The organism is Mycobacterium sp. G7A2 (assembly GCF_041902445.1).
In the GTDB taxonomy this organism is placed as follows: Bacteria; Actinomycetota; Actinomycetes; order Mycobacteriales; family Mycobacteriaceae; genus Mycobacterium.
The window spans coordinates 2,172,348-2,199,061 of sequence record NZ_CP169251.1 but is presented as its reverse complement, the minus strand read 5'-3'; the positions used below and the strand labels follow the sequence as shown (position 1 = coordinate 2,199,061).

Below are 26,714 nucleotides of genomic sequence, written 5' to 3'. Positions count from 1 at the left end.
GATCACTTCTTTGCGGCGTAGTTGCGGAAGGCGTTGTTGGCGATCACCGCGAACAGCAGCATCGCTCCGAGGAAGAACTTGAACCAGTCCGGATCCCACCCGGCGTAGACGATGCCCTGGTTGGTCATGCCGAAGATGAACGCGCCGATGGCCGCACCGATGGCGGTGCCGTAACCACCGGTCAGCAGGCAGCCGCCGATGACAGCGGCGATGATGTAGAAGAACTCGTTGCCCACGCCCTGACCGGACTGCACGGTGTTGAACGCGAACAGCAGGTGCATGCCGACGAACCAGGCACAGAACCCGACGAACATGAACAACCCGATCTTGACCTTGGTGACGGGCACCCCGACCGCGCGGGCTGCTTCGGCGTCACCGCCGACGGCGAAGATCCAGTTGCCGATCTTGGTCTTGAACAGCACGTAGGTCGCGATCGCGGTGAACACCAGCCACCACACCACGGTGATGCGGATGCTGACGTTGCCGATGGTGAACGAGGACGCGAACACCTTCTGCGCCGAATCCCAGCCCTGCATGTCGCTGACGCTCTGGGTGGCGACCTGCCCGGCGACCAACTTGGTGACCGCGAGGTTGATGCCGGCGAGCATGAAGAAGGTGCTCAACGTGATCAGGAAGCTGGGGATTCTGGTCTTCATCACCAGGAACCCGTTGAAGAATCCCACCCCGAGGGCGAGCACGAGTGCCAGCGCCGCACCGGCCCACAGGTTCAGGTGCAGGTTGTAGGCGAGCATCGAGGCGGCCAGCGAACTGAAGGTCACCGCGACACCGGTGGACAGGTCGAACTCACCGCCGATCATCAGCATCGCCACGCCGCAGGCCATGATGCCGATGGTGGAACTCGCGTAGAGCACGGTGGCCAGCGAGGAGGCCTCGCGGAACGGCTCGGCGACGACGAGAAACAGGACGAAGATCAGGATGGCGCCGATCGCGGCACCCACCTCGGGACGAATCATCAACCGCTGCAGGCGGTTGCGTTCCTTGACCCGTTCGTCCCGGACGACCTTGTGGGTCGACGCGTCGGGGTTGGCTTGCGTAGTCATGTCAGTCTTTCCTTACCGGCGGGCCGTCTCAGCGGGTGCCGCCGCGGGCGTACTCGGCGACCGCGTCGATGTTGGAGGCGTCGATGAAGGCCGGCCCCGTCAACACCGGCGCACCTCCGCCCATGACGTTCCCGTTCGTCAGGTACAGCCACAGGCTGTCCACCGCCAGATAGCCCTGCAGGTAGGGCTGCTGGTCGACCGCCCATTGCACATCGCCGCCTTCGATCGCGTCGACGAGCGCGGCGTTGGTGTCGAAGGTGCCGATCTTGGCGGTGCTGCCGGCGTTCTGCGCCGACTGCACCGCGGTCAGCGCGAACGGGGCGCCGAGCGCGACGATGTAGTCGATGCTGGGATCCTGCTGCAGCTTGGCGGTGATCGTCGCTTCCACCGACGGCATGTCCTTGCCGTTGACGTTGAGGATCTCGGCGGCTGGGAAGGTGTCGCGTACACCGGCGCAGCGCGCCTCGAGATCGACGTGGCCCTGCTCGTGGATGACACACAGCGCCTTGGCCGACCCCTCGGACTGCAACCGCTCACCGACGCCCTGCCCGGCGATGAAACCGTCCTGCCCGAAGTACTCCTTGACCCCCATGGCCTCCCAGGAGTCCATGCCGGCGTTGAACGCGACCACCGGGATGCCCGCCGCGTTGGCCCGCTCCACCGCCGCGCGCATGGCGTCGGGCTTGGCCAGGGTGACGGCGATGCCGTCGACCCCGCTGTCGATCGCGGACTGCACCAGGTTGGCCTGGTTGGGCGCCTCGGGGTCGTTCGAGTATCGCAACTCGATGTTGTCTTTCTGAGCGGCCGCCTCGGCGCCTTTGCGGACCAGGTCCCAGAACGAGTCGCCGGGAACCTCGTGGGTGATCATCGCGACCGTCTTGCGCGGAGTGTCGACGGTGCCGCCGCCCGACCCGCCCTCGGAACCCTCAGGTGCGCCGCCGGTGCTCGAGCATGCCGCCATCCCCAGTGCCAGCACGCCCGCTCCCGCCAGCGCCGCAAGCCGCTTGAACGTCATCGCTTCTCCTTGTCCTCGAATCTCCGCGGTGCCCCGGTAGAACCCCAGGGGGTCGGTGTCGGGCGGCACGCCTCGGGATTGATGTAATACGGCTCACACCGGAAAGTCAAGACTTTGTCCTGACATTAGGACCGCAAGTCATATGTCGTGCTGCATCGCTGCCGTACGCCCACCAACCGAAACAACTGTGACACTGCGTGAAGGTCGGACCGACGCTCTAGATTCTCTGAGATCGTTCTCGTCGGATCGGAGTTCAGCATGACCGCACCGTTGCCCGTCGGGCTCATCGGCGCAGGCTGGATCGGCAACTTCCACGCCGAGACCCTGGCACGCCGCCTGCCCGATACCCGGCTGGTGGCCGTCGCCGACCCGGTCGTCGAGGCCACCGAAAGAGTTTGCGCTGCTCTAACTCTCAGCGCAACAGCGAGTTACCGCGATCCGTTCGAGCTGATCGCCGATCCGTCGGTCGAGGCCGTCGCGATCTGCTCGCCGGCGGCCACCCATGCCGATCTCGTCGTCGCCGCCGCCGGGGCGGGCAAGCACGTGTTCTGCGAGAAGCCGATGGCCTCATCGCTGGCCGATGCCGATCGCGCCGTGGAAGCCGCCCGAGCCGCGGGGGTCGCACTACAGGTGGGGTTCAACCGCCGCTTCGCAGCCGACTTCGCCGATATGCAGGCGCGGATCACGGCCGCAGAGATCGGCACGCCACAGGTGCTGCGGTCACTGACCCGCGACCCTGGCATCTCGGCCGCCGACGCCGCAGGCGTCACACCGTGGGCGGTGTTCACCGAAACCCTGATCCACGATTTCGACACGGTGCGCTTTCTGAACCCAGGCGCTCGGGTGACCGAGGTCTACGCGCAGGCCGATGCGTTGGTCCATCCCCAGCTGGCCGGGCAGGGCTTCCTGGACACCGCGGTCGTGCAGATCCGGTTCGACAACGGGGCGTTCGCCGTGGCCGAGGCGAGTTTCCAGGCGGTGTATGGCTACGACGTACGCGCTGAGGTCTTCGGCTCCCGCGGAGTCCTGCTGGCCGGACGCGAACCGGACCACGCGGCTGGGGCCAACATCGAACTGTTCCACGACGCTTATATCGCGCAGTTCGCTCACTTCGCCGAGTGCGTGCGATCAGGTGTCACGCCGTCGGTGACCGGCACCGATGCGCGCGCCGCCCTCGAGATCGCCCTCGCCGCACGCAAATCGGTGGAGACCAGCGCGCCTGTCACGCTCCAGGGAGCACCGCGGCGGTGAATGACTTCCTGGCGGTGTTCACCTGACCGACCTAGCGGTCGACCACCGTGGTGTCGAAGTAGTACCGCGACGCCCGATAACCGTGATCACCGAACTCCACCGCCGCACCCGAGTCGTCGAACGCGGTGCGCGCCATCGTCAGCAGCGGCGCGTTGGGCTTTTCGTCGAGCAGCGCCGCCTCCTGCCGGGTCGCGCTGCGCGCCCCGATGCGTTGGCGGGCCAGCCGGATGTGCACGCCGCGCGCACGCAGCGACTGGTAGAGCCCGTTTCTCTCCAATTCCTCAGGAGCCGGCGCGATATCGGCGGGCAGGTAGTTGGTCATCAGGGCCAGCGGTTCGCCGTTGGCGCAGCGCAGCCGCTTGATGACGGCCACCTCCCGGTCTGCGGCGAGGTTCAGCTCACGGGCCACCTCGTCGTCGGGCGGACCGACGTGGTACTCCAGCAGTCGCGTCGACGGCTCCTGCCCCGCTCGGACGAGGTCGTCGAACAAGCTGGTCAGCTCGACGCGGCGGTGCACCGGGTTCTGCACGACCTGGGTGCCGACACCGCGCTTTCGAACCAGCAGCCCCTTGTCCACGAGTTCCTGGATCGCCCGCCGCGTGGTCGGCCGCGACAACGTCAGCCGCTTCGCCAGAGCCAGCTCGTTCTCGAATCGGTCGCCAGGGGCGAGTTCGCCATCTCTGATGGCCGCCTCGATCGCCTGAGCGAGCTGATAGTAGAGGGGGACAGGGCTTGACCTGTCGAGCTCCACTGTCAGGGGCACGTCGGCTCCGATCTCGCGTAGGACCAGTCGAACAGTAGCTGCATCCTAACATCGGACGTGCAAAAGATAGAATGTCAGGACAAAGTCTTGACATGCGAGCGTGACCGAGGGCACAGTCTTACCAAGCCACCCACACCTATCCGTCGGAGTGACTCTTGATGACCCATCAGCCATACGACATCCTTGCCATCGGGCGGTGCGGCGTCGACGTGTATCCGTTACAGGTCGGCGTCGGACTCGAGCATGTGGAGACGTTCGGAAAGTTCCTCGGCGGCAGTGCCGCCAACGTCTCCGTCGCCGCTTCCCGACTCGGGCAGCACTCGGGGTTGATCTCCGGCGTGGGCGACGACCCGTTCGGCCGCTACGTGCGCGCTGAACTGGCGCGCCTGGGCGTGGACAACCGTTACGTGGCCACCCACGACCAGTTCCCCACCCCGGTGACGTTCTGCGAGATCTTTCCTCCCGACGACTTCCCGCTCTACTTCTACCGCAAGCCGAGCGCACCGGACCTGCAGATCACCGTCGATGACATCGACACCGAGGCGGTCCGCACCGCCCGGCTGTTCTGGGCTACGGTCACCGGACTGTCCGAAGAGCCCAGCCGCAGCGCACATTTCGCGGCCTGGGCGGCTCGCGATGAGCGCTTGCGCGAAGAGCATCAGCCGAGTGAGCGCTTGCGCGAAGAGTATCGGCACAGTCAGCGAGAACCGCTGACGGTCCTCGACCTCGACTACCGGCCGATGTTCTGGGCGTCGCCGGCGGAAGCGACCGAGCAGGTGCAACGCGCGCTGGCCCACGTCACGGTGGCCGTCGGCAACCGCGAGGAGTGCGAGATCGCCGTCGGCGAGACCAACCCGCACAAGGCGGCCGACGCGCTGCTGGATCTCGGTGTCGAACTCGCCATCGTCAAGCAGGGTCCGCGCGGAGTGCTAGGCAAGAGCCGACGATCGTCGGTCACTGTGCCGCCCAACGAGGTTGACGTGGTCAACGGCCTCGGCGCCGGCGATGCCTTCGGCGGCAGCCTGTGCCACGGCCTGCTCAACGGCTGGCCGCTGGAGAAGACCCTGCGCTACGCCAACGCCGCCGGCGCCATCGTCGCGAGCCGGCTCGAATGCTCGACCGCCATGCCGACCGCAGCCGAGATCGCCGCCCTCGCCGAACAGACCGCCGTGGAGGCCGTGAATGTCTGACACCCCCCAGTGCCCGGACTACGCGGCAGTCAGCGAAGTCCGGGCCACCGATCCCGCCGCGGTAGCCCGGGCCTGGGCGCATCGCACCACCCGGCCGACACTGCGCGGCAACGGGAGACTGATGATCGTCGCCGCCGATCACCCCGCCCGCGGCGCCCTGGCGGTCGGCTCCCGGCCTACCGCCATGAACAGCCGTACCGACCTTCTCGATCGGCTGCGCGCCGCGCTTGCCGACCCTGGGGTGGACGGTGTGTTGGCCACCGCCGACATCCTCGACGACCTGGTGCTCCTCGGCGCTCTGGAGGACAAGGTGGTGTTCTCGTCGTTCAACCGGGGCGGCCTGGCCGGCGCGTCGTTCGAGCTCGACGACCGGATGACCGGCGCGACCGCCGCGTCGACCGGCGCAGCGAAGATGAACGGCGGGAAGATGTTGTGCCGGATCGACCTCGACGATCCGGCTACCGTGTCCACGCTGGCGGCCTGCGCCACGGCCGTCGACGAACTGGCCGAACTCGGTCTGATCGCCATGCTGGAGCCGTTCATGTCGACCCGGGTCAACGGCAAGGTGCGCAACGACCTGTCCCCCGATGCCGTCATCAAGTCGGTGCACATCGCTCAGGGCCTGGGATCGACCTCGGCATACACCTGGATGAAGCTGCCGGTGGTGCCGGAGATGGACAGAGTGATGGAATCGACGACCATGCCGACGCTGTTGCTCGGCGGCGACCCCACCGACCCCGACGAGGCGTTCGCCAGCTGGGAGAAAGCACTCGGCCTCCCGGCTGTGCGCGGTCTGATCGTCGGGCGCACCTTGTTGTACCCTCCGGACGACGACGTGAGCTCGGCGGTCGCCACCGCTGTGGCGATGGTGAGGTGAGCTGTGCATTCCAAGCTCTACATTCCCGCGAACAGCGCACCCGCCCCGTACACCGTGGCGATCACCCCCGAGGACGCCGGATGGGCTGAATCCTCGCTGCATGTCGTCGATCTGGACGAGCACGGTGAGTTGGCTCTGCACACCGGCGACACCGAGGTGATGATCCTGCCGCTGGCCGGTGCGGGCAACGTCACCTGTGGTGACGACACCTTCGCACTGTCGCCGCGTGAGTCGGTGTTCGACGGTCCCGCCGACATGGTCTACGTGGGTCTCGACCAGACCTACACCCTGGCGGGCCGCGGCCGCATCGCGATCTGCGGTGCACGCGCCGAGACCTCGTTCCCGAACCGCCGGGTGGCGGCCGCCGACGTCGCCGTCGAGTTGCGCGGAGCGGGCAACTGCAGCCGCCAGGTCCACAACTTCGGCACCGCCACCGCGTTCGAGGCCGATTCGCTGATCGCGTGCGAGGTCCTCACCCCCGGCGGCAACTGGTCGAGCTACCCCGCGCACAAACATGACGAGAACACCGACGTCGAGACCCAGCTCGAGGAGATCTACTACTTCGAGATCGACGACAGCCCGGCGGGCACACCAGGTTTCGGCTACCACCGGGTCTACGGCACTCCCGAACGGCCGATCGAGGTCCTCGAGGAGGTGCGCTCCGGTGATGCGGTGCTGGTGCCGCACGGCTACCACGGGCCCTCGATCGCGGCACCGGGCCACCACATGTACTACCTCAACGTGATGGCGGGTTCGGGGCCCACGCGGGCCTGGCTGATCTGCGACGATCCCGCCCACACCTGGCTGCGCGCCAGCTGGGAGCACCAGCAGATCGATCCACGGCTGCCGTTCCCGCAGCCCCGCTCCGACACTCGATCGCCGGCCCCGCCGGCTGGATAGGAGACTGACCAGTGGTTTCCACCGCACCGAAGTCGACCGAGAAACTCGCCGACACCGAACCGACCGTGCGGCTCACCGTGGCGCAGGCGACCGTCCGCTTCCTGGGCAACCAGTACGTCGAGCGGGACGGTCAGCGGCACAAGTTCTTCGCCGGATGCCTCGGCATCTTCGGCCACGGCAATGTCGCCGGAATCGGGCAGGCCCTGCTGCAGGACGAGGTCGAGGCGGCCGAGGCGGGCGTCGAGCCGGCACTGAAGTATGTGTTGGGTCGCAACGAGCAGGCCATGGTGCACACCGCGGTCGGTTACGCGCGCCAGCGCGACCGCCTGCAGACTTGGGCGGTCACCGCCAGTGTGGGGCCTGGTGCGACCAACATGCTCACCGGCGCCGCGTTGGCCACCATCAACCGGTTGCCGGTGCTGCTGCTGCCCTCGGACACCTTCGCGACCCGGGTCAGCGCCCCGGTGCTGCAGGAATTGGAGCTGCCCTCCAGCGGAGACGTGACAGTCAACGATGCGTTCAAGCCGCTGTCGCGCTACTTCGACCGGGTGTGGCGTCCCGAGCAGCTGCCCGCCGCCCTGCTGGGAGCCATGCGCGTGCTCACCGACCCGGTGGAGACTGGAACGGCGACCGTCGCCCTCCCCCAGGACGTCCAGGCCGAGGCGTTCGACTGGCCGGTGTCGCTGTTCGCCGAGCGCACCTGGCACATCGGCAGGCCGCTACCCGAGCGTGCCGCACTCGCCCGCGCCGCCGAGGTGATCCGCTCGGCGGCCAAGCCGCTGATCGTGGCCGGCGGTGGGGTCATCTACTCCGGCGCCAACGATGCCCTCGCACGGTTCGTCGCGCAGACCGGGATCCCGGTCGGTGAAAGCCAGGCCGGCAAAGGCGCAGTGCTGCACGATGATCCGCGCTCGGTGGGGGCGATCGGCTCGACGGGGACCACGGCGGCCAACGCCCTGGCCGCCGACGCCGACGTGGTCATCGGAATCGGCACTAGATACAGCGACTTCACGTCGGCATCGCGCACCGCGTTCAACAACCCGGAGGTGCGGTTCGTCAACATCAACGTGGCGTCGCTGGACTCGGTGAAGCACGGCGGCATCAGCGTCGTCGCCGACGCACGGGAGGCCCTGGATGCGCTGAGCGAGCTGTTGGCCGACTACACGGTCAGCGAGCATTACCGAGACAGGACAGCCGAGCTGATGGCGGAATGGAACGACACCGTCTCGTCGGTCTACCGCACCGAGGACGGCGTGCCGCTGAACCAGAACCAGGTGATCGGACTGGTCAACACGCTCTCGGACGCCCGCGACGTCGTCGTGTGCGCCGCCGGTTCCATGCCCGGTGACCTGCACAAGCTGTGGCGGACGCGCGACCGCAAGGGGTATCACGTCGAGTACGGCTATTCGTGCATGGGGTACGAGATCGCCGGGGGAATCGGGGTGCGGATGGCCGCCCCTGACCGCGACGTGTTCGTCATGGTCGGTGACGGCTCGTACCTGATGATGGCCACCGAGCTGGTGACGGCCGTGCAGGAAGGCGTCAAGGTCATCCCCGTGCTGGTGCAGAACCACGGCTTCGCCTCGATCGGTGGCCTGTCCGAATCGCTGGGCTCGCAACGGTTCGGCACCGCGTACCGGTACCGCGGTGCGGACGGCCGCCTGGACGGCGACACGCTGCCGGTCGATCTCGCCGCCAACGCCGCGAGCCTCGGCGCCGACGTCATCAAGGCCGGCACCGCCGCCGAGTTCGCCGACGCGGTCAAGACCGCGAAAGCCGCGGAAACCACCACCGTCATCTACGTCGAAACCGATCCGCTGGTCTACGCGCCCGACAGCCACTCCTGGTGGGACGTGCCCGTTTCCGAGACGTCGACGCTGGACTCGACGGAACAGGCCTATCAGCGGTACGCGGACTGGAAGAAGGTCCAGCGCCCGCTGATCAACCCGTCGGATCGCTGATGGCTGACCTGCGTATCGCGGTGCTCGGTGTCGGCGTGATGGGCGCCGACCACGTCGCCCGCATCACCTCGACGATCTCCGGGGCCCGGGTGGCGGTGGTCAACGACTTCATCACCGAAAAGGCCGAGCAGATCGCCGCCGCCATCCCGGGCTGCCGGGCAGCCGCGGATCCGATCGACGCCATCGCCGCCGACGATGTCGACGCCGTGGTGCTGGCCACCCCCGGCACCACCCACGAGGCACAGCTGCTGGCCTGCCTCGAGCATCGCAAACCCGTCCTGTGCGAAAAGCCCCTGACCACAGATGTTTCCACGTCGCTCGACATTGTCCGACGGGAAGCCGATTCGGGTGTCTCACTGATCCAGGTCGGTTTCATGCGCCGCTTCGACGAGGAGTACATGCGGCTCAAGACGCTGCTCGACGGTGGCGAGCTCGGCCGCCCGCTGCTGATGCACTGCGTGCACCGCAACGCCGGCGTGCCGTCGTACTTCGACAGCACGCTGATCGTCAAGGACTCTTTCGTCCACGAGGTCGACGTGACGCGGTTCCTGTTCGACGAGGAGATCGCCAGCGTCCAGATCATCACGCCGGTGTCGAATCCCGGTGCGCCGCAGGGTGTCATCGATCCGCAGATCGCGATCATGCGGACGGCGTCGGGCAAGCATGTCGATGTCGAGTTGTTCGTCACCACCGGCGTCGGCTATGAGGTGCGCACCGAAGTGGTCGGTGAACGCGGCAGCGCCATCATCGGACTCGACGTCGGAATGATCCGAAAGTCGGCGGCGGGCACCTGGGGCGGTCACCTCACGCCGGGGTTCCGCGAACGTTTCGGCCGCGCCTACGACATCGAGATCCAACGCTGGGTCGACGCGGTCCACCAAGGCCGAACCAGCGGCAACTTCGTCGACGGACCCACTGCCTGGGACGGTTATGCCGCAGCCGCGGTGTGCGCGGCCGGGGTCCGATCCCTGGCAACCGGCCAACCCGTCGACGTGCAGCTCGCCGAGCATCCCTGATCCCACTTCGGGTTCGGGTGACCGTCGCGTGTCGAGATCGTGGCGCCGGCGTGGCGACCGGCGCCGGCAGGCTTGCGCCGGGCGGCGGTGAAAGTCCGTAATGTTCTGTAAGGACTGCCTCGACAGCCGCCCGGGTATGCGTCCCGGCATGAAGAGACTGGGCGGAGCCGTCGCGATCGCAGTGCTGCTAGCCGGATGCGGTGGCGAGCCCGCCTCGTCACCCGATGCCGGCCCCAGCAGTACGCCCACCACCACCGGACTCGTACCCACCGGCGTGCCCACCGAAGGCACCCGCCCGCCCACCGAGACGCTGCCCCCGCCCGCCGAACCCCGGTCGGCGCCCGCGCCGGCGCAGCCGCCGCCCGGTCGGCAGGTCGCCGTCGGCGCGGCACCGGAAGGCATCGTCGTCGACGCTGTCACGCGGACTGTCGCCGTCGCCAAACGTGACCCCAACGAGCTCGTGCTGATCAACGCCGACACCGGCGAGATCACCGCACGTACGCCGCTGCCCGGGCATGCGCGTCACCTGCAGCTGGCGCGGCCGGGCGGGCCGGTGCTGGTGCCGGTCGAAAGCGCCGACGCCCTGGTCCGGGTCTCGCTTCCCGGCGGGGAGGCCCGGCAGGAGATCATCACCGGCACCTTCCCCCACGACGCGTCGCAGGCACCGAACGGCACGGTGTTCGTGGCCAACGAACTCGGCGGCACCGTCACCGCGCTCAGGGGCACCGACGAGCTCGAGGTCGTCAAGGTGTTCACCGACAGCGTGCAGCCGGCCGGCCTCGCGCCGGTCGGCGACCGGATGGGTCTGCTGGACGTCCGCAAGAACGACCTGACCATCTACGACGCCGCCGACCTGACGATCGTCGGATCCACCCCGGCCGGCGCCGGGCCGACACACCTCGTCGCTGACAGGCACGGGCGGATGATCGCCGCCGACACCCGCGGGGACGCGGTGCGCGTGTTCAGCACCGAACCCCGCCAGCTTGCCGAGGTCGCCCAGCCCGGCGGCCCATACGGCATCACCTACGACCCGACCCGCGACCGGCTCTGGGTGTCGTCTTCGGGCACCAACGAGGTGATCGGATACGACATGGCTGAGCCGACGCCGCGGGAGGTGTCCCGGGTGCCCACGGTGCAGAACCCCTACACCGTCGGCGTCGACGCACAGACCGGACGGTTGTTCATCGCCGGCGTCACCGACGGCGTGGTCCAGATCGTGGACCCGGACGTACCCTGACAAGCCCGCGAGCGCGCGTCGCACACCAGATGCGGCGTTTCGGCGTACCGACGCGCGCGCTCGCGGAACAGGCCGGCGTCAGAGGATGTAGAGCATCTCCTGATAGGTGGGCAGCGGCCAGAGGTCGTCGGCCACCACGGTTTCCAGCGTGTCGGCCGCGGCGCGGACCGCGTCCATCGCCGGCAGCAGGGCGTTCTGGGCGTGGGTCGCCTCGTCGAGCGCCGACTCGCCCGCGTGCTCGGCCAGCGCGGATCTGAGCGCGCCCACCGCCGCGGTCAGCTCGGCGATCGGCGCGGACACGGCCTCCAGCATCGTGGTGTCGGCGTCCACCCCGGCCGCCTTCAGCGTGGCGACGTTCTGCGCCAGCTCGGTCTGGTAGCGCACGGCCGCCGGCAGGATCACCGTGGTTCCCAGCTCGAGGGCCAGCTTGGCCTCCACACCGATGGTCAGCGCGTACTGCTCGAGGCGGACCTCGTAGCGGCTGTGCAGCTCACGCTCGCTGAACACGCCGTACTTCTCGAAGATCTCGATCGCGTCGGGCTTGATCAGCTCCGGGATCGCATCCAGCGTCGTCTTCAAGTTCGGCAGGCCCCGCTCGGCGGCCTCGATCTGCCAGTTGTCCGAGTAGCCGTCGCCGTTGAACACCACCGCACCGTGCTCGGTGATGATCTCGGTGAGCAGCTTCTGCACCGCGACGTCGAACTCCTCACCCTCGCCGACGGCCTTCTCCAGCGCCGTGGCCATGTAGTCGAACGAGTCGGCCATGATCGTGTTGAGGATGATCATCGGCACCGCGACGGTCTGCCCGGAGCCCGGGGCACGGAACTCGAACCGGTTACCGGTGAACGCGAACGGGCTGGTGCGGTTGCGGTCACCGGGATCGGTGGGCAGCGTCGGCAGCGTGTCCACGCCGATGTGCATGACGCCCTTGCCCTTCGACGACGTGGCCGCACCCTTGGCGATCTGCTCGAACACGTCGGCCAGCTGCGCGCCCAGGAAGATCGAGATGATCGCCGGCGGGGCCTCGTTGGCACCCAGGCGATGGTCGTTGGTCGCCGAGGCAACCGAGACCCGCAGCAGACCCCCGAACTTGTGCACGGCGCGGATGATGGCCGCACAGAACACCAGGAACTGGGCGTTCTCGTGCGGGGTGTCGCCGGGTACCAGCAGTGAGCCGAATTCGGCATTGCCCATCGAGAAGTTGACGTGCTTGCCGGAGCCGTTGACGCCGGCGAACGGCTTCTCGTGGAAAAGGCATTCCATGCCGTGCTTCTTGGCGATGTTCTTGAACACCGTCATCAGCAGCTGCTGGTGGTCGGAGGCGATGTTGGCCTTCTCGAACATCGGGGCGACCTCGAACTGCGCCGGGGCGACCTCGTTGTGCCGGGTCTTGGCCGGGATGCCGAGCTTGAACAGCTCCCGTTCGGTGTCCATCATGAACGCCAGGACGCGGTCGGGCACCGCACCGAAGTAGTGGTCGTCGAACTCCTGGCCCTTGGGCGGCTTGGCGCCGAACAGCGTGCGACCGGCGTTGATCAGGTCCGGGCGCAGCAGGAAGAAGTGCCGGTCGACCAGGAAGTACTCCTGCTCGGGCCCGCAGAACGACACGACCTTCTCGAAGTTCTTGTGACCGAACAGCTTCAGGATGCGCTCGGCGTGCGCGCCCATGGCCTGTTGGCTGCGCAGCAGCGGAGTCTTGTAGTCCAGCGCCTCACCGGTCATCGAGACGAACACCGTCGGGATGCACAGCGTGTTGCCGTTCGGGTTCTCCAGGATGTAGGCCGGGCTGGTGACGTCCCATCCGGTGTAGCCGCGCGCTTCGAACGTGCTGCGCAGGCCACCCGACGGGAAGCTCGACGCATCCGGCTCGCCCTGGATCAGAGTCTTTCCGGCGAATTCGGCCAGCGTCTCACCGTCGGAGACGGGCTCCAGGAAGCTGTCGTGCTTCTCGGCGGTGAAGCCGGTCATCGGGTAGAAGACGTGGGCGTAGTGGGTGGCACCCCTCGACAACGCCCAGTCCTTCATCGCCGCGGCGACGGCGTCGGCCACGGCCGGGTCCAGTTTCGCGCCCTTCTCGATGGTCGCGACGACGGACTTGTACACCGACTTGGGCAGCCGCAGCTGCATCTCGGCCTTGGTGAACACGTTGGAGCCGAAGACCTCGCCGGGTGCTTCGTTCGGGTCGAAGCTGAAGGCCGGGGGTTCATACGCCTCGACGTTGTAGATGGCCTGAAGGCGCACCGCATTTCCGCTCACTGGACTTCCTTATCGCTGGCTCGGTCTGGGGCCGCCCCGACCCCTTCTCATGGACGGTTGACCGGCCCACCTTAGGAACGATGCGTGCCGATCTTGTTACGCCGGCGTCAACGCCAGAAGGCGCTGGTTACCAATGCCGCGCGCTCAGTGGCCAGCGCGCGCCGCGGTGCGGCTGCGGTGGCGTGTCGCCATGCAGACGCGCGCACTCGCGGAATGACGGGCGGGGCGCGCTCCCCGGACGGAGGGGCGGCCGGAACGGAGGGCAGCCGGGGCGGAGGGGCGGCAGGGGCAGAATGGGGAGTATGCCGACTCGCCGCCACCCCGACCACGACATCGACGCCGACATCGACGAAGGGGCGCTGACGGTCACCGACCGCGAGCACGAGGCGGCCGGCGTGCCGGCGGTGATGGTGTCGCTGCGGCGCGGGCTGGAGTCGATGGGCCCGCTGCGCACCGCAGCGACGCTGGCCAAACTCAACCAGCGGCACGGCTTCGACTGCCCTGGCTGCGCGTGGCCCGAAGAGCACGGGGGCCGAAAGCTGGCCGAGTTCTGCGAGAACGGCGCCAAGGCCGTCGCCGAGGAAGCCACCACCCGCGTGGTCACGCCGGAGTTCTTCGCGCGGCACTCCGTTGCCGAACTCGCCGACAAACCCGAATACTGGCTGTCCCAGCAGGGCCGCCTCACGCATCCGGTGGTGTTGCGCCCCGGTGATGCCCACTACCGACCGATCGGCTGGGACGAGGCGTACCGGTTGATCGCCGACGAACTGCGCGCGCTCGACGATCCGAACGAGGCGGTGTTCTACACCTCGGGCCGCACCAGCAACGAAGCCGCCTTCCTCTATCAGCTGCTGGTGCGCAGTTTCGGCACCAACAACCTGCCCGACTGCTCGAACATGTGCCACGAATCCTCGGGCACCGCGCTGACCGAGTCCATCGGCATCGGCAAGGGTTCGGTCACCGTCGAGGATCTGGTGCTCGCCGATCTGATCGTGATTGCCGGGCAGAATCCGGGCACCAACCATCCGCGGATGCTGTCGATCCTGGAGAAGGCCAAGGGCAACGGCGCGCAGATCATCGCCGTCAACCCGCTGCCCGAAGCCGGGCTGATGCGCTTCAAGGATCCGCAGAAAGTGCACGGCGTCATCGGTGACGGCGTCCCGATCGCCGACGAGTTCGTCCAGATCCGCCTCGGTGGGGACATGGCGCTGTTCGCCGGTCTGGGCCGGCTGCTGCTCGAAGCCGACGATCGCGCCCCCGGCACGGTGGTCGACCGCGATTTCGTCGCCGCGCACTCGGCGGGCTTCACCGACTACGAGCGCCGCACCCGGGCGGTGGACCTGACCGAGGTGGCGGAGGCAACCGGCATCGACCGGGTGCAGCTGGACCGTTTCGCGGCCATGATGGCCGGCGCCCAACGCATCGTGGTGTGCTGGGCGATGGGGCTGACCCAACACAAGCACGCGGTGCCCACCATCTCCGAGATCTCCAACGTGCTGTTGATGCGCGGCATGATCGGCAAACCGGGCGCGGGCCTGTGCCCGGTACGCGGGCACTCCAACGTTCAGGGTGACCGCACCATGGGTATCTGGGAGAAGATGCCCGAGACCTTTCTCACCGCGCTGGACGACCGGTTCGGCATCAGCAGTCCGCGCGACCACGGGCTCGACACCGTGGACGCCATCCGGGCCATGCGCGACGGCAAGGCCAAGGTCTTCATGGCGATGGGCGGCAACTTCGCCTCGGCGACCCCGGACACCGCGGTGACCGAAGCCGCCTTACGCAAGTGCGCGCTGACGGTGCAGGTGTCTACCAAGCTGAACCGTAGCCATCTGGTGCACGGCCGCACCGCCGTGATCCTGCCGTCCCTGGGCCGCACCGACCGCGACGTCCAGGCGGGCGGCAAACAGCAGGTGTCGGTCGAGGACTCGATGTCGATGGTGCATCTGTCCCGCGGCAGCCTGCAGCCGCCGAGCGATCAGGTCCGCAGCGAGGTGTCCATCGTCTGCCAGCTCGCCCGGACCCTGCTCGGGCCCGGACACCCGGTGCCGTGGGAGCGGTTCAACGCCGACTACGACACCATCCGCGACGCCATCGCCGCGGTGGTCCCCGGCTGCGCGGACTACAACCGCAAAGTGCGCGAGCCCGACGGATTTCAGCTTCCTCACCCGCCGCGCGACTCGCGCGACTTCCCCACCACCACGGGCAAGGCGAACTTCAGCACCTATCCGATCGAATGGGTTCCGGTGCCACCCGGGCGGCTGGTACTTCAGACGCTGCGCAGCCACGATCAGTACAACACCACCATCTACGGGCTCGACGACCGCTACCGCGGCGTCAAGGGCGGTCGACGGGTGGTGTTCGTCAACCCCGCCGACCTCGAGGCGTCGGGCCTGGCCGACGGTGACCGCGTCGACCTGATCTCCGAGTTCACCGACGCCGACGGACGCACCCAGGAGCGCCGCGCCGACGACTTCGCCGTGGTGTCCTACTCGACGCCGGTCGGCAACGCAGCGGCCTACTACCCCGAAACCAATCCCCTGGTGCCCCTTGATCACACGGCGGCCAAGTCGAACACCCCGGTGTCCAAGGCGGTCGTCATCCGACTGGAGCGTCGACCATGGGCAGGGTGACCGCGCGGCGTCGCGTTCAGCACGTGACGGCCGGCGACGCGGTCGCACGGCCGGAGACGCTGGTGGTCGAGGAGCCCCTCGAGATCCGGGTCAACGGTGCGCCGGTGACCGTCACGATGCGCACCCCGGGCGCCGACATCGAACTGGCGCAAGGCTTTCTGCTCACCGAGGGCATCGTGGCCGAGCGCGACGACATCGTCGCCGTGCGCTACTGCCGCGGTGCCGATGTGGACGGGGTCAACAGCTACAACGTCCTCGACGTCACCTTGGCGCCGGAGGTTCCCGCCCCGGATGTGGACCCCACCCGCAACTTCTACACGACATCATCGTGCGGCGTGTGCGGCAAGGCGTCCCTGGAGGCGGTGCGGTTGGTCAGCAAGCACGGCCCCGGCGACGACCCGAGCACCGTCAGCGCCGAGACCTTGTCGCGGCTACCGGGCAAACTGCGCGAACAGCAGAAGGTGTTCGCCGCCACCGGCGGGCTGCACGGCGCCGCACTGTTCGCCGCCGACGGTGCGCTGCTGGTGGTGCGTGAGGACATCGGCAGACACAACGCAGTGGACAAAGTCATCGGGTGGGCCCTCGAGCAGCGTCGCATCCCGCTGGGCGGCACGGTGCTGCTGGTCAGTGGTCGAGCGTCGTTCGAGCTGACACAGAAGGCGGTGATGGCCGGTATCGCGATCCTGGCGGCGGTGTCGGCGCCGTCGTCGCTGGCGGTGGATCTGGCCAGCCAGTCCGGCATCACGCTGGTGGCGTTCCTGCGCGGAACATCGATGAACATCTACACGCGGCCCGACCGGGTGACCGGCTGACGTAGTTGCTTACCGCGAAAATGCGCTGACGGTCGTCAGTCGGCGCACTGCACGACCCTCAGCGCATTTTCGTGTGTGACAGGACTGGGCGCGCTTTCGCGCGGCAGGACTAGGCGCTCTTGTCGCGGCGCTCGTTGCGCGACGGCTTGCGCGGCACGATCGTCGGCAGGACGTTGTCCTCGACGGTCTCTTTGGTGACGACGACCTTGGCCACGTCGTCACGGCTGGGGATGTCATACATCACCGGCAGCAGCACTTCTTCCATGATGGCGCGCAGACCACGCGCCCCGGTGCCGCGGTGGATGGCCTGATCGGCGATGGCCTCCAGGGCGTCGGCGGTGAACTCGAGCTCCACGCCATCCATGTCGAAGAGCCTGGTGTACTGCTTCACCAGTGCGTTCTTCGGCTGGGACAGGATCTGCACGAGCGAGTCCTTGTCCAGGTTGGTGACCGACGCGACGACGGGCAGGCGGCCGATGAACTCGGGGATCAGACCGAACTTGATCAGGTCTTCCGGCATGACCTCGGCGAAGTGGTCCTGGGTGTCGATCTCGGCCTTGGAGTGCACCTCGGCGCCGAAACCCAGTCCGCGTTTGCCGACGCGGTCGGAGACGATCTTCTCCAGGCCTGCGAACGCACCGGCCACGATGAACAGCACGTTGGTGGTGTCGATCTGGATGAACTCCTGGTGGGGGTGCTTGCGGCCGCCCTGCGGGGGCACCGAGGCCTGGGTGCCTTCCAGGATCTTCAGCAGCGCCTGCTGCACGCCTTCGCCGGAGACGTCGCGGGTGATCGACGGGTTCTCGCTCTTGCGGGCGATCTTGTCGACCTCGTCGATGTAGATGATGCCCGTCTCGGCGCGCTTGACGTCGTAGTCGGCTGCCTGGATGAGCTTGAGCAGGATGTTCTCGACGTCCTCGCCGACATAGCCGGCTTCGGTCAGCGCGGTGGCGTCGGCGATGGCGAACGGGACGTTGAGCATCTTGGCCAGCGTCTGGGCCAGGTAGGTCTTGCCACATCCAGTCGGACCGAGCATGAGGATGTTGGACTTGGCCAACTCGACGGTCTCGGCGCGCGAGTCGCGGGTCTTCTCCCCGGCCTGGATGCGCTTGTAGTGGTTGTAGACCGCGACGGCGAGGGTGCGCTTGGCGGTGTCCTGACCGATGACGTAGCCCTCGAGGAACTCGCGGATCTCCGCGGGCTTGGGCAGCTCGTCGAGCTTGACGTCGTCGGCGTCGGCGAGCTCCTCTTCGATGATCTCGTTGCACAGATCGATGCACTCGTCACAGATGTACACGCCTGGTCCGGCGATGAGTTTCTTCACCTGCTTCTGGCTCTTGCCACAGAACGAGCACTTCAGCAGGTCACCGCCGTCTCCAATGCGTGCCATGGTGTTGGGGTCCCACTTCCTACTATTCGGCAGTCGTGATCAGTTGCTTCGGTGGTCACACCGGGAATGAACCCGACGCTACCCGCTTGTTCACCGGCTGTGCGACCGATAAAGCCGAATCGCGCCGGTGGTATTCGTACGTGGTTGCGCCAACATATCCCCTGATGCGCTCCGGATGGCTACGGAACACACCACCGTGTCTCTGGCGTGTCGCTGCTGTAACCCGCCGTAGTCACCGATTCCAACGTACCTGCCGTGCACGGCGGGGTGTTCTACCGCCGGCCCGGGCCGACCGGACCTGGGCCCACCGGGCCGGGACCGACGGGGCCGGGACCGACCGGACCCACGACTCCCCCAACCCCGACCGGGCCCAACGGCCCCACCACGGGGTTGGGATCGAGGTAGACGTTGACGTCGTAGTACAGGCACTGGTTGGTGATCACGTCCCAGTACATCCCCGCCGGGCAGACCGGCTCCTGCGCATACCCCGGCGCCGGTGCACCCAGCTGCAGCAACGAACCTGCGACCGCCGCCGCGGCGACTCCGATCGCCCTCCGCCGAATCCCCACCGCATCCACCCTTCGCCGCCGTCAATATCAGCGGTTGACAGCCTGCCACGCGCGGACCGTGCCGACCCGTTTTCGGCGGCATTGGGCTGACGTAGCCTGCGACCATGACCACCCTCGACGACGCATTTGCCTTGGCGCGCGACGACAACGGGCTGGCCGTGGTGTCGACTCTGCGGGCCGACCACACGATCCAGTCGACGCTCGTCAACGCCGGTCCCCTGCTTCACCCCGGCACCGGCGCCCAGGTGCTCGGCTTCGTCACCTACGGGCGGGTCAAACTGGCCAATCTGCGGGCTCGTCCCCAGATCACCGTGACGTTCCGGCGGGGCTGGCAGTGGGCCACCGTGGAGGGCCGGGCCGACGTGGCCGGACCGGACGACGAGCAGCCCTGGGTGGACCGGCCCGACGCGCTGGCCCAGTTGCTGCGCGATGTGTTCACCGCCGCGGGCGGCACCCACGACGACTGGGACGCCTACGACCGCACGATGCGCGAGCAGCGGCGCGCGGCCGTGCTGATCACACCGGCCCGGATCTACAGCAACGGCTGAGGCGGTCAGGCGGTCTGCGCCGACAGCTTCCGGTACTCCAGCACCGTGTCGATGATGCCGTACTCCTTGGCCGCCTCAGCGGTCAGGATCTTGTCGCGGTCGGTGTCCTTGCGGATCGTCTCCGGATCCTTACCGGTGTGCCGCGCGAGCGTGGTCTCCATCAGGGTGCGCATCCGCTCGATCTCGGCGGCCTGGATCTCCAGGTCCGAGAATTGCCCCTGGATGACGCCGCCGAGCGCGGGCTGGTGGATCAGCACGCGGGCGTTGGGCAGCGCCAGGCGCTTGCCCGGTGTTCCGGCGGCCAGCAGCACCGCCGCGGCCGAGGCGGCCTGGCCCAGGCACACCGTCTGGATGTCGGCGCGCACGTACTGCATGGTGTCGTAGATCGCCATCAGGCTGGTGAACGACCCGCCCGGGGAGTTGATGTACATCGTGATGTCGCGGTCGGGATCCAGCGACTCGAGCACCAGCAACTGGGCCATGATGTCGTTGGCCGAGGCGTCGTCCACCTGCACACCGAGGAAGATGATGCGTTCCTCGAACAGCTTGTTGTACGGGTTGGACTCCTTGACGCCGAAGCTCGAGTGCTCGATGAACGACGGCAGGATGTAGCGGGCCTGCGGCTGCTGGCCTGCGGTGCCGTGAGGAGTGCTCAGTCGAGGATCGGTCATGAGTTCGCTCCGTTGAAGTTGACGCTGGTGATGATGTGGTCGACGAAGCCGTATTCGAGGGCTTCCTGCGCGGTGAACCAGCGGTCGCGGTCGGAGTCTGCCTCGATGCGCTCGATGGTCTGCCCGGTGAACTCCGCGTTCAGCCGGAACATCTCCTTCTTGATCGAGGCGAACTGCTCGGCCTGGATCGCGATGTCCGCCGCGCCACCGGTGATGCCGCCCAGGGGCTGGTGCATCAGGATCCGCGCGTGCGGCAGCGCATAGCGCTTGCCCTTGGTGCCCGCCGCCAACAGGAACTCACCCATCGAGGCGGCCATTCCCATCGCGTACGTCGCAACGTCGCACGGCGCCAGCACCATGGTGTCGTAGATCGCCATGCCGGCGCTGATCGAGCCGCCCGGCGAGTTGATGTAGAGGTGGATGTCCTTGGTGGGGTCTTCGGCGGCCAACAAGAGGATCTGTGCGCACAGCCGGTTGGCGATGTCGTCGTCCACCTGCGAGCCCAGGAAAATGATGCGCTCGGCGAGCAACCGCTCGTAGACCGAGTCCTGGAGCGTGAGTCCCTGCGGCGCGCCACGCATATCAGTCACGACTGGATACCTGCTTTCTATATGTACTTCCGACGCGGTGACCGGTCTTACGGACGACACTAACCAACGCGCGCCGCCGGGGAGTCCCCAGACCGCGCGCGTTCGCTCAGAGCATCACTTGCTGTCGTCGTCCTCCGCAGCAGCCTCGGCTGATTCCTGCGGGGTCTCCGCTGCTTGCTCGACTGCCTCCTCGGCGTCGTCACCAGAGGCCTCGTCCTCGCCACCGGCGGCCGCGGCCTGCTCATCGGACGGGCCGAAGAACTCGGTGGTGTCGATCGTGTTGCCCTCGGTGTCGGTGACGGTCGCGCCGTGCACCACCGCGGCCACAGTCAGTCCGCGACGCACATCGGCGAACATCGCGGGCAGCTGATTGTTCTGCTGCAACATCTGCAACAGCTGCTGGGGCTCGATGCCGTACTGACGCGACATCAGCACCAGCCGCTCGGTCAGATCGTTCTGTCCGACCTGGATCTCCAGCTTGTCGGCGATGGCATCCATCAACAGCTGGGTCTTGATCGCCTTCTCGGCATTGCTGCGGTTGTCGGCGTCGAATTCCTCGCGGCTGCTGCCCTGCTCGGCGAGCTGCTCGGCGAACTTCTCCTCGTCGTGGTCCACGCCGTGGATGGCGTTGTGCAGCGTGTCGTCGACCTGGGCCTGCACCACTTTCTCCGGCAGCGGCACCTCGACCTGTTCGAGCAGCTGCTCGATGGCCTTGTCCCGGATCTGCTCGGCCTGCTGCACCCGCTTGACCTGGGCGACCTTCTCGCGCAGGTCCTCGCGCAGCTCGTCGATGGTGTCGAACTCGCTGGCCAGCTGGGCGAAGTCGTCGTCGAGTTCGGGCAGCTCGCGGGTCTTGACCGACTTCACGGTGACGGTCACCTGCGCCTCCTGGCCGGCATGCGCGCCCGCGACCAGCGTGGTGGTGAAGACTCGGCTCTCGCCCTCCTTGAGTCCGACGATCGCCTCGTCCAGACCGTCGATCAGCTGACCCGAACCGACCTCGTGGGACAACCCCTCGGTGTTGGCCTCGGGGACGTCCTCGCCGTTGACGGTGGCCGACAGGTCGATCGAGACGAAGTCGCCGGTCTCGGCGGCCCGCTCGACGCCGGTCAGGGTGCCGAAACGCTTCTGCAGCGACTCCAGCTCGGCGTTGACGTCCTCGTCGTTGATCTCGATGGCGTCGACGGTCAGCGTCAGCGCGGAGAAGTCCGGCAGGTCGATCTCGGGGCGGATGTCGACCTCGGCGGTGAACACCAGCTCCTCGTTGTCCTCGAGCTTGGTGATCTCGATCTCAGGCTGGCCCAGGGGCTGCAGCGACTCGGCGGTGATGGCCTCGCTGTAGCGGCCGGGTAGCGCATCGTTGACGACCTGCTCGAGCACCGCGCCGCGCCCGACGCGGGCTTCCAGCAGCTTGCGGGGGGCCTTGCCGGGACGGAAGCCGGGCAGCCGGATCTGCTTGGCAAGCTGCTTGAAGGCCTTGTCGATCTCGGGCTCGAGCTCTGTGAAGGGCACCTCCACGTTGATGCGAACCCGGGTCGGGCTCAACTTCTCGACGGTGCTCTTCACGTTCGTACTCCTCTATTGATGTTCGTGATCGTTCGTTCGCGGGGGTGACGTGCTGGTCGGGGTGACAGGATTTGAACCTGCGGCCTTCCGCTCCCAAAGCGGATGCGCTACCAAGCTGCGCTACACCCCGGTCGTCGCGGCATCGCGCATGCGCGCAGCGTCAGACCACCGGCGATACTACGTGGTCACCGCTGCTCGACGACAACGGACCGACCACCGGCCGAGCCGATTGGATTTGCGCCGGGCCGGACCGGTACATTTGGCCGGTACTGCCTGCACAGGCAGCACATGCGGGCGTAGCTCAATGGTAGAGCCCTAGTCTTCCAAACTAGCTACGCGGGTTCGATTCCCGTCGCCCGCTCCATACCGACCAGCGGTTTCGTCGGCGAACAGGCGTTAGACAGGTCTCGCGGTCCCGTATCGGTCCCGTATAGGTCCTCGGGACTACTGCCGTTGCCAGCGGATTTGCGAAAACCACGTTCGTTATCCGCTGCGCGTGAAGCACGGCACACACAGGGCACGCTGCTATCATGGGAGCGCGATCGTTTTCGGCCACGTCTTCTGATGGGGAGGCCGTACGTGAGCACCATCGGGTAAGCCCGCCAGGGGCGAACCCATTGCCGACATGGCACTTAAGAGCACAGGCTCGGCAAGTGCTTGAGCGCGGAGTATGCACCCCCGAAGCGCGGACCAACCTCAGCCCATCTTGGTTCCGGAGCAACCAGGAAACGGCGCCTGGAGGCTGCAGTGCTACTCGTGCCCGCCAACGACACCGTACTCGGCACCAATAGCGTGCTCGTAACACTCGCGATAATCAGCTGCATATGCAGTGTTGTCGCGCTTGCGCGCTTCGTGCTTCGGCTTCTGTACGGCATATGGGTTACCACTCGCCTTCAACAGCACCCGGAACATGCCGCCGACATCATTGAAGCGACACTCCGGCCGACGCTGCGACGACGACCACCAGCAAAGGGCGGCTAGCCTAGCTGCTCACGAATAAGCGTGGCCGACGACTGATCCCGCCACGATGCCATGCACAGTTAGCTCGCCACCTAGGTTCGTCGCGTTGTCGATACACATGCCGAAAAGCTGTGCGCCGCCAGCATCGCGAACAACGAGCGCGCCGACTGTGCCGAAGACGTCTGCATAACCGCCTAAGCCGACCGTCAACGTTCCAGTAATAAGTCCGTACAGTGTCAGATTGCCGCCATCGACCACCAACACGTCCCCGTCAAGGGTGCCGTGCTCGGTCCTTGATCCAGAAATAACCATTGTCATGCGCTTACGGTATGCAGATAGTTTGACATCTTGTGACAAGCGCGCCGTCTCAGGCGCGAGGATGTGCGACCGTCGGTCTCACCGCTTCTGCACTACCCATCCTTCGCGGTGCCATTGCACGATCGTGGCCGCGAGCGTCACCACGGCGCGAGCTTCCTGCTCTGAAGCAGTCCTCTTCGGTGTCGACCCGCCGTGTCGGTCGTGGTTGGGCCACATCAGTCGGAGCATCGCGACGAGCGCCCCGACATCGTGAGTCTGGTCGTTCCCCGGGAGTACTAGCCGCCACTGCGCACCATTCTGACCCGCGAGTTCACCGACGACGTTGCTAAGAGTCGCGTTGCCGTTGTTCGGCATCATCTCGGGGATAAGAACATCCTCGACGGCCTTGATCGCATGGTCCCAAGCGTCGGATGGGTCGCCACTGCGCCCGAAGGCGTTCGCCCATGCTTCCTTCAGCTCACCTGTGGCGGCGTCTGCAACGGATGTCGCTTCTTCATAGGTGGCCTGCGCCTGGTCATTCACGACGCGTGTCAGAGCTCGCCTGTCCGGGGCAACAGTCCACACCGATCCAGCAAGGTCGAGGAGGCGGGCCAATTCGTCGGCCAAGCTGCCAGGGCTGAAAATCTCCAAAGATCCATCTACGAGGTCGAGGAAAAGTTCGTCATCCCGTATGGCGAGGCGTTTTAGGCCATTGGCAACGTCGGTCGCACCCCACGTTGGGTTTATATTGGCCCGAATCATCACGGCCAACTCTCGGATTTTCCGCTCGTTTCCGAAATAGCCGGTTCGATCGGATTTCACCAGACGGTCCCACCAATGCACTAGGCCTTGCGAGAGATGCTCAGGAACCCCCTCGAAGGGTCCGTCAGGCGCAGTCCCCTTAGTGCGTTCTGATAGCCGCTGTCTTGCCACTACTTCAGGCTATGGGCATCTTCCGACACCTCCTGCTATTTGGAGCGGAGCGGCACCACATTCGGGCCGTAACTCGGCTCCGTCGCCATTGCTCCGAGCGCCGCCATCGCGTCGGAGTGGTCGTCGGCGTACAGGTGGGCGTACACCCCAAGCGTCGTGGTGACCTTCGCGTGGCCCATAAACCGCGCGACCTCCAGCGGGGGCCGTCCCGCCGCGATGCAGAGGCTTGCGTAGGTGTGGCGGAGAGCGTGGAACTTCAGCTGCGCTGGTAGCGCGGAGGCCGGGTCAAGCCGTCGCGCCCGCAACACCGCTGGGCGGAACACGGCCTTATAGAAGGTGGCGTGACGTAGCGGCGCATCCCAGTCGAGCACCAGCCGCTCGCCCGCCTCGGCAGTCGACACGTCGGCCAAGGCGGAGGCTTAACGGTTGGCCTTCTCGCGGCTGCGGGGTTCAGTTCCCGGAGCCTCGTCACTCGACGGCACGCCGGTCGGGCTTGGCGGGCGCAGCCGCGTATTCGGGAACAGCGGCGCGGTCGGGTCTTCGCGGCGCGCGTGGACCGCGAGGTAGTCCCGCAAGATCGCCGTCGTTGCGGCGGTCAGCGGCACAGTGCGTCGGCTGCCCTTCGTTTTAGGCGGTACGGTCATCGGCGTCGCCCCGGTCCACGCGATCGTCCGCTCGACACGCACGGTTCCCGGCTTGGCGGGCGCGTTCGGATTGATACTCGGCGGGGGCAAGGCGACGTCCACGACCTGTAGACCGGCCAACTCGGCGGCGCGTAGGCCCGACCACGCGGCGAGATGAACGAGCACGTTGTACGGCCAGGGTGTTGCCGCGACGAGCGCGGCCACTTGCGCCGCCGACAGAAACATCGCCGGATCATCGACCGCCCGAACGTGGCCGCTGTTGTGGTCGGTCGGCAGCTTCACGTAGTCGGCGGGGTTGGCATCCAGCCGGCCATGGCTGCCCGTGACCGCTACGAAAGGAACCGGCGCGATGCCAACCAAGAAACGATCCACCTACGTAACCTCAGCCAAGGCCAAGGCGGGTGCCCTCGCCCAGACTCGGGCAAAGCCGACGAAGAGGCGCGGGAAGTGGCTGGCCTACTCGACATTTGCGCCCCATACGCCGCCGGGATCTCGGGCTACCTCTGCGTCGTCAAGACGGCCCCCAGGTATTCTGAGGAGATTATCGTCGCTGGTGCTATCGACAGCACTCGCCCCCTGCGGGCGCCCGCCTAGGCCTCTCCGACAGCTACCAACCGTGTCCCAGTCGCCGGGCCTAGGCGGGAGTCGTGCGAATCTCGGCGACGATGACACCGCTGTTGACATAGTCGCCCCTGAACAGCCCACTGTCCAGATCTGGACTCCCTATTCTCATGCCGCTTGGCATGAAAATACGGTCAGGGATATCAGTCCCGTCAGTGAAATTGTTCGAGTAGAACTTTGCGCTTCCAGGCACAAACTCGACCCTAAAGTCTCGGTCGCTATTGAGCACAATGCCGTCATAGATCGTCCCGGGGAATGCGTTAGTTGCAGTAATGAATCCAAATATTGCGATGCTGCTGCCGGCGCATGCGGGAATAGAGATATGAATGGTAGTGTTCTCTGCGACGTTTTCATCCTGGTCACGCGCCCCGTTGTGGACGAGTAACCTCAACCTATAGGTCTGGTTCGGAAGGACTTCCAATCGGTCGGCCCAGCCACCGGCGATTGTGTGTGATAGTTCTTTAACGACCAGAAAATTCCGTTCGTCGCCATAGACGCTGTTATAGCGATCGACATTAAAGCTGGGTTGAGGAGCGTAATCAACTGTACCCACAGTCGGGCGATCCGGCCCCCATCCGCCCGTCAATTCCTGGCTGTTGTTAGCGCAATTGGACGACTCCGCCGACGTAATAGCCGAATTACCCTCACTGTCACCAGTGTTCGAATTTCGAAAGACGCCAATGTAAAGACCCACTGCGGCCGCGATAAGGGCCACCAAAAACGGAACTGCAACCCTACTGAGCCACCAATGCCAGCCTCGCTCAACGAACCCGGGTGACGCCGCCACCGCGTCATTATTCCACGCGGGCTCCAAGCGCGAGGATGCCAACACCGAGCGTTCGGCGGGCTAGCTTAGCCAGCGCGCCGACCTCTGCGCCGAAAGTGCGCCGCCCGCCGGGGTGAGAGCGGTTTTTTCGCCACCCAAACCACCCGAAAACGCTTCTACCAGCGCT

At 66.6% G+C, this 26,714-nt stretch carries 24 protein-coding genes and 2 tRNA genes; 11 read left to right on the top strand and 15 right to left on the bottom strand.

What is annotated here, in order from left to right; all coding sequences use genetic code 11:
• Nucleotides 1–2 precede the first annotated feature (2 nt).
• Nucleotides 3–1,061, bottom strand: coding sequence for an ABC transporter permease (locus tag ACEWX3_RS10695; RefSeq protein WP_374159398.1), 1,059 nt, complete (start codon nucleotides 1,059–1,061; stop codon nucleotides 3–5).
• A 28-nt stretch (nucleotides 1,062–1,089) separates the two neighbouring features.
• Complete coding sequence (locus ACEWX3_RS10690) at nucleotides 1,090–2,076, bottom strand: substrate-binding domain-containing protein (protein ID WP_207068217.1); 987 nt, start codon at nucleotides 2,074–2,076, stop codon at nucleotides 1,090–1,092.
• Nucleotides 2,077–2,334: 258 nt separating this feature from the next.
• Here ACEWX3_RS10690 and ACEWX3_RS10685 point away from each other — a divergent pair, with 258 nt between their 5' ends.
• On the top strand, nucleotides 2,335–3,327 hold the full coding sequence (locus ACEWX3_RS10685) for a Gfo/Idh/MocA family oxidoreductase (protein ID WP_374159397.1): 993 nt from the start codon (nucleotides 2,335–2,337) through the stop codon (nucleotides 3,325–3,327).
• A gap of 31 nt (nucleotides 3,328–3,358) precedes the next feature.
• Here ACEWX3_RS10685 and ACEWX3_RS10680 read toward each other — a convergent pair whose 3' ends face one another.
• Complete coding sequence (locus tag ACEWX3_RS10680; RefSeq protein WP_374159396.1) at nucleotides 3,359–4,090, bottom strand: GntR family transcriptional regulator; 732 nt, start codon at nucleotides 4,088–4,090, stop codon at nucleotides 3,359–3,361.
• 158 nt (nucleotides 4,091–4,248) lie between these two features.
• Here ACEWX3_RS10680 and iolC point away from each other — a divergent pair, with 158 nt between their 5' ends.
• From iolC to ACEWX3_RS10650, 6 genes are all read left to right on the top strand, one after another.
• Nucleotides 4,249–5,280, top strand: coding sequence for a 5-dehydro-2-deoxygluconokinase (gene iolC, locus ACEWX3_RS10675; RefSeq protein WP_374159395.1), 1,032 nt, complete (start codon nucleotides 4,249–4,251; stop codon nucleotides 5,278–5,280).
• A complete protein-coding gene (locus tag ACEWX3_RS10670) occupies nucleotides 5,273–6,157 on the top strand; it encodes an aldolase (RefSeq protein ID WP_374159394.1) in 885 nt (294 codons plus the stop codon). The genes iolC and ACEWX3_RS10670 overlap by 8 nt, the downstream gene beginning before the upstream one ends.
• A 3-nt stretch (nucleotides 6,158–6,160) precedes the next feature.
• Nucleotides 6,161–7,057: a 5-deoxy-glucuronate isomerase gene (gene iolB / locus ACEWX3_RS10665; protein WP_221360107.1), complete on the top strand. Its 897-nt coding sequence runs from the start codon at nucleotides 6,161–6,163 to the stop codon at nucleotides 7,055–7,057.
• A gap of 11 nt (nucleotides 7,058–7,068) precedes the next feature.
• Entirely contained in the window at nucleotides 7,069–9,018 is a 1,950-nt protein-coding gene (gene iolD / locus ACEWX3_RS10660) for a 3D-(3,5/4)-trihydroxycyclohexane-1,2-dione acylhydrolase (decyclizing) (RefSeq protein WP_374159393.1), read from the top strand.
• On the top strand, nucleotides 9,018–10,034 hold the full coding sequence (locus tag ACEWX3_RS10655; RefSeq protein WP_207068226.1) for a Gfo/Idh/MocA family protein: 1,017 nt from the start codon (nucleotides 9,018–9,020) through the stop codon (nucleotides 10,032–10,034). Before iolD ends, ACEWX3_RS10655 begins: the two co-directional genes overlap by 1 nt.
• 148 nt (nucleotides 10,035–10,182) lie before the next feature.
• The gene (locus ACEWX3_RS10650; protein ID WP_374159392.1) at nucleotides 10,183–11,271 is read left to right on the top strand and encodes a YncE family protein; all 1,089 of its coding nucleotides are present in this window, start codon (nucleotides 10,183–10,185) and stop codon (nucleotides 11,269–11,271) included.
• Nucleotides 11,272–11,349: 78 nt separating this feature from the next.
• Here the strand turns inward: ACEWX3_RS10650 and ACEWX3_RS10645 are convergent, their stop codons facing one another.
• The gene (locus ACEWX3_RS10645; protein ID WP_374159391.1) at nucleotides 11,350–13,527 is read right to left on the bottom strand and encodes a glutamine synthetase III; all 2,178 of its coding nucleotides are present in this window, start codon (nucleotides 13,525–13,527) and stop codon (nucleotides 11,350–11,352) included.
• Between the two features lie 293 nt (nucleotides 13,528–13,820).
• Between ACEWX3_RS10645 and ACEWX3_RS10640 the strand changes: the two genes are divergently transcribed.
• Nucleotides 13,821–16,160: an FdhF/YdeP family oxidoreductase gene (locus ACEWX3_RS10640; protein WP_374159390.1), complete on the top strand. Its 2,340-nt coding sequence runs from the start codon at nucleotides 13,821–13,823 to the stop codon at nucleotides 16,158–16,160.
• Entirely contained in the window at nucleotides 16,148–16,972 is an 825-nt protein-coding gene (gene fdhD, locus ACEWX3_RS10635) for a formate dehydrogenase accessory sulfurtransferase FdhD (RefSeq protein ID WP_374159389.1), read from the top strand. Before ACEWX3_RS10640 ends, fdhD begins: the two co-directional genes overlap by 13 nt.
• A 109-nt stretch (nucleotides 16,973–17,081) precedes the next feature.
• Here fdhD and clpX read toward each other — a convergent pair whose 3' ends face one another.
• Nucleotides 17,082–18,362 (bottom strand): ATP-dependent Clp protease ATP-binding subunit ClpX, encoded by a 1,281-nt coding sequence (gene clpX / locus ACEWX3_RS10630; RefSeq protein WP_207067866.1) that lies wholly within the window; start codon nucleotides 18,360–18,362, stop codon nucleotides 17,082–17,084.
• A 272-nt stretch (nucleotides 18,363–18,634) separates the two neighbouring features.
• Nucleotides 18,635–18,931, bottom strand: coding sequence for a hypothetical protein (locus tag ACEWX3_RS10625; protein ID WP_374159388.1), 297 nt, complete (start codon nucleotides 18,929–18,931; stop codon nucleotides 18,635–18,637).
• Between the two features lie 104 nt (nucleotides 18,932–19,035).
• Between ACEWX3_RS10625 and ACEWX3_RS10620 the strand changes: the two genes are divergently transcribed.
• Entirely contained in the window at nucleotides 19,036–19,479 is a 444-nt protein-coding gene (locus ACEWX3_RS10620; RefSeq protein ID WP_207067868.1) for a TIGR03618 family F420-dependent PPOX class oxidoreductase, read from the top strand.
• 5 nt (nucleotides 19,480–19,484) lie between these two features.
• Here the strand turns inward: ACEWX3_RS10620 and clpP2 are convergent, their stop codons facing one another.
• From clpP2 to ACEWX3_RS10600, 4 genes are all read right to left on the bottom strand, one after another.
• Nucleotides 19,485–20,150 (bottom strand): ATP-dependent CLP protease proteolytic subunit ClpP2, encoded by a 666-nt coding sequence (clpP2, locus tag ACEWX3_RS10615; protein ID WP_152517863.1) that lies wholly within the window; start codon nucleotides 20,148–20,150, stop codon nucleotides 19,485–19,487.
• The gene (locus ACEWX3_RS10610; RefSeq protein WP_173012233.1) at nucleotides 20,147–20,731 is read right to left on the bottom strand and encodes an ATP-dependent Clp protease proteolytic subunit; all 585 of its coding nucleotides are present in this window, start codon (nucleotides 20,729–20,731) and stop codon (nucleotides 20,147–20,149) included. Before ACEWX3_RS10610 ends, clpP2 begins: the two co-directional genes overlap by 4 nt.
• Nucleotides 20,732–20,854: 123 nt before the next feature.
• Nucleotides 20,855–22,306 carry a trigger factor gene (tig, locus tag ACEWX3_RS10605; RefSeq protein WP_207067869.1) on the bottom strand — a complete coding sequence of 484 codons (1,452 nt, stop codon included), beginning with the start codon at nucleotides 22,304–22,306 and terminating at the stop codon, nucleotides 20,855–20,857.
• Nucleotides 22,307–22,359: 53 nt separating this feature from the next.
• A tRNA-Pro gene (locus ACEWX3_RS10600) sits at nucleotides 22,360–22,436 on the bottom strand.
• 160 nt (nucleotides 22,437–22,596) lie between these two features.
• Here ACEWX3_RS10600 and ACEWX3_RS10595 point away from each other — a divergent pair.
• Nucleotides 22,597–22,670, top strand: a tRNA-Gly gene (locus ACEWX3_RS10595).
• Nucleotides 22,671–23,296: 626 nt separating this feature from the next.
• On the opposite strand, the gene ACEWX3_RS10590 is transcribed toward ACEWX3_RS10595, so the two are convergent.
• The 5 genes from ACEWX3_RS10590 to ACEWX3_RS10570 all read right to left on the bottom strand — a co-directional run bounded on the left by ACEWX3_RS10590 (nucleotide 23,297) and on the right by ACEWX3_RS10570 (nucleotide 26,548).
• Nucleotides 23,297–23,584 (bottom strand): hypothetical protein, encoded by a 288-nt coding sequence (locus ACEWX3_RS10590; protein ID WP_374159387.1) that lies wholly within the window; start codon nucleotides 23,582–23,584, stop codon nucleotides 23,297–23,299.
• A 78-nt stretch (nucleotides 23,585–23,662) separates the two neighbouring features.
• A complete protein-coding gene (locus ACEWX3_RS10585; RefSeq protein WP_374159386.1) occupies nucleotides 23,663–24,385 on the bottom strand; it encodes a hypothetical protein in 723 nt (240 codons plus the stop codon).
• 146 nt (nucleotides 24,386–24,531) lie between these two features.
• Nucleotides 24,532–24,897: a tyrosine-type recombinase/integrase gene (locus tag ACEWX3_RS10580; protein ID WP_374159831.1), complete on the bottom strand. Its 366-nt coding sequence runs from the start codon at nucleotides 24,895–24,897 to the stop codon at nucleotides 24,532–24,534.
• 18 nt (nucleotides 24,898–24,915) lie between these two features.
• Nucleotides 24,916–25,512, bottom strand: a complete 597-nt coding sequence (locus tag ACEWX3_RS10575; RefSeq protein WP_374159385.1) for a hypothetical protein — start codon at nucleotides 25,510–25,512, stop codon at nucleotides 24,916–24,918.
• Between the two features lie 262 nt (nucleotides 25,513–25,774).
• Nucleotides 25,775–26,548 carry a hypothetical protein gene (locus ACEWX3_RS10570; RefSeq protein WP_374159384.1) on the bottom strand — a complete coding sequence of 258 codons (774 nt, stop codon included), beginning with the start codon at nucleotides 26,546–26,548 and terminating at the stop codon, nucleotides 25,775–25,777.
• Between the last annotated feature and the right edge of the window lie 166 nt (nucleotides 26,549–26,714).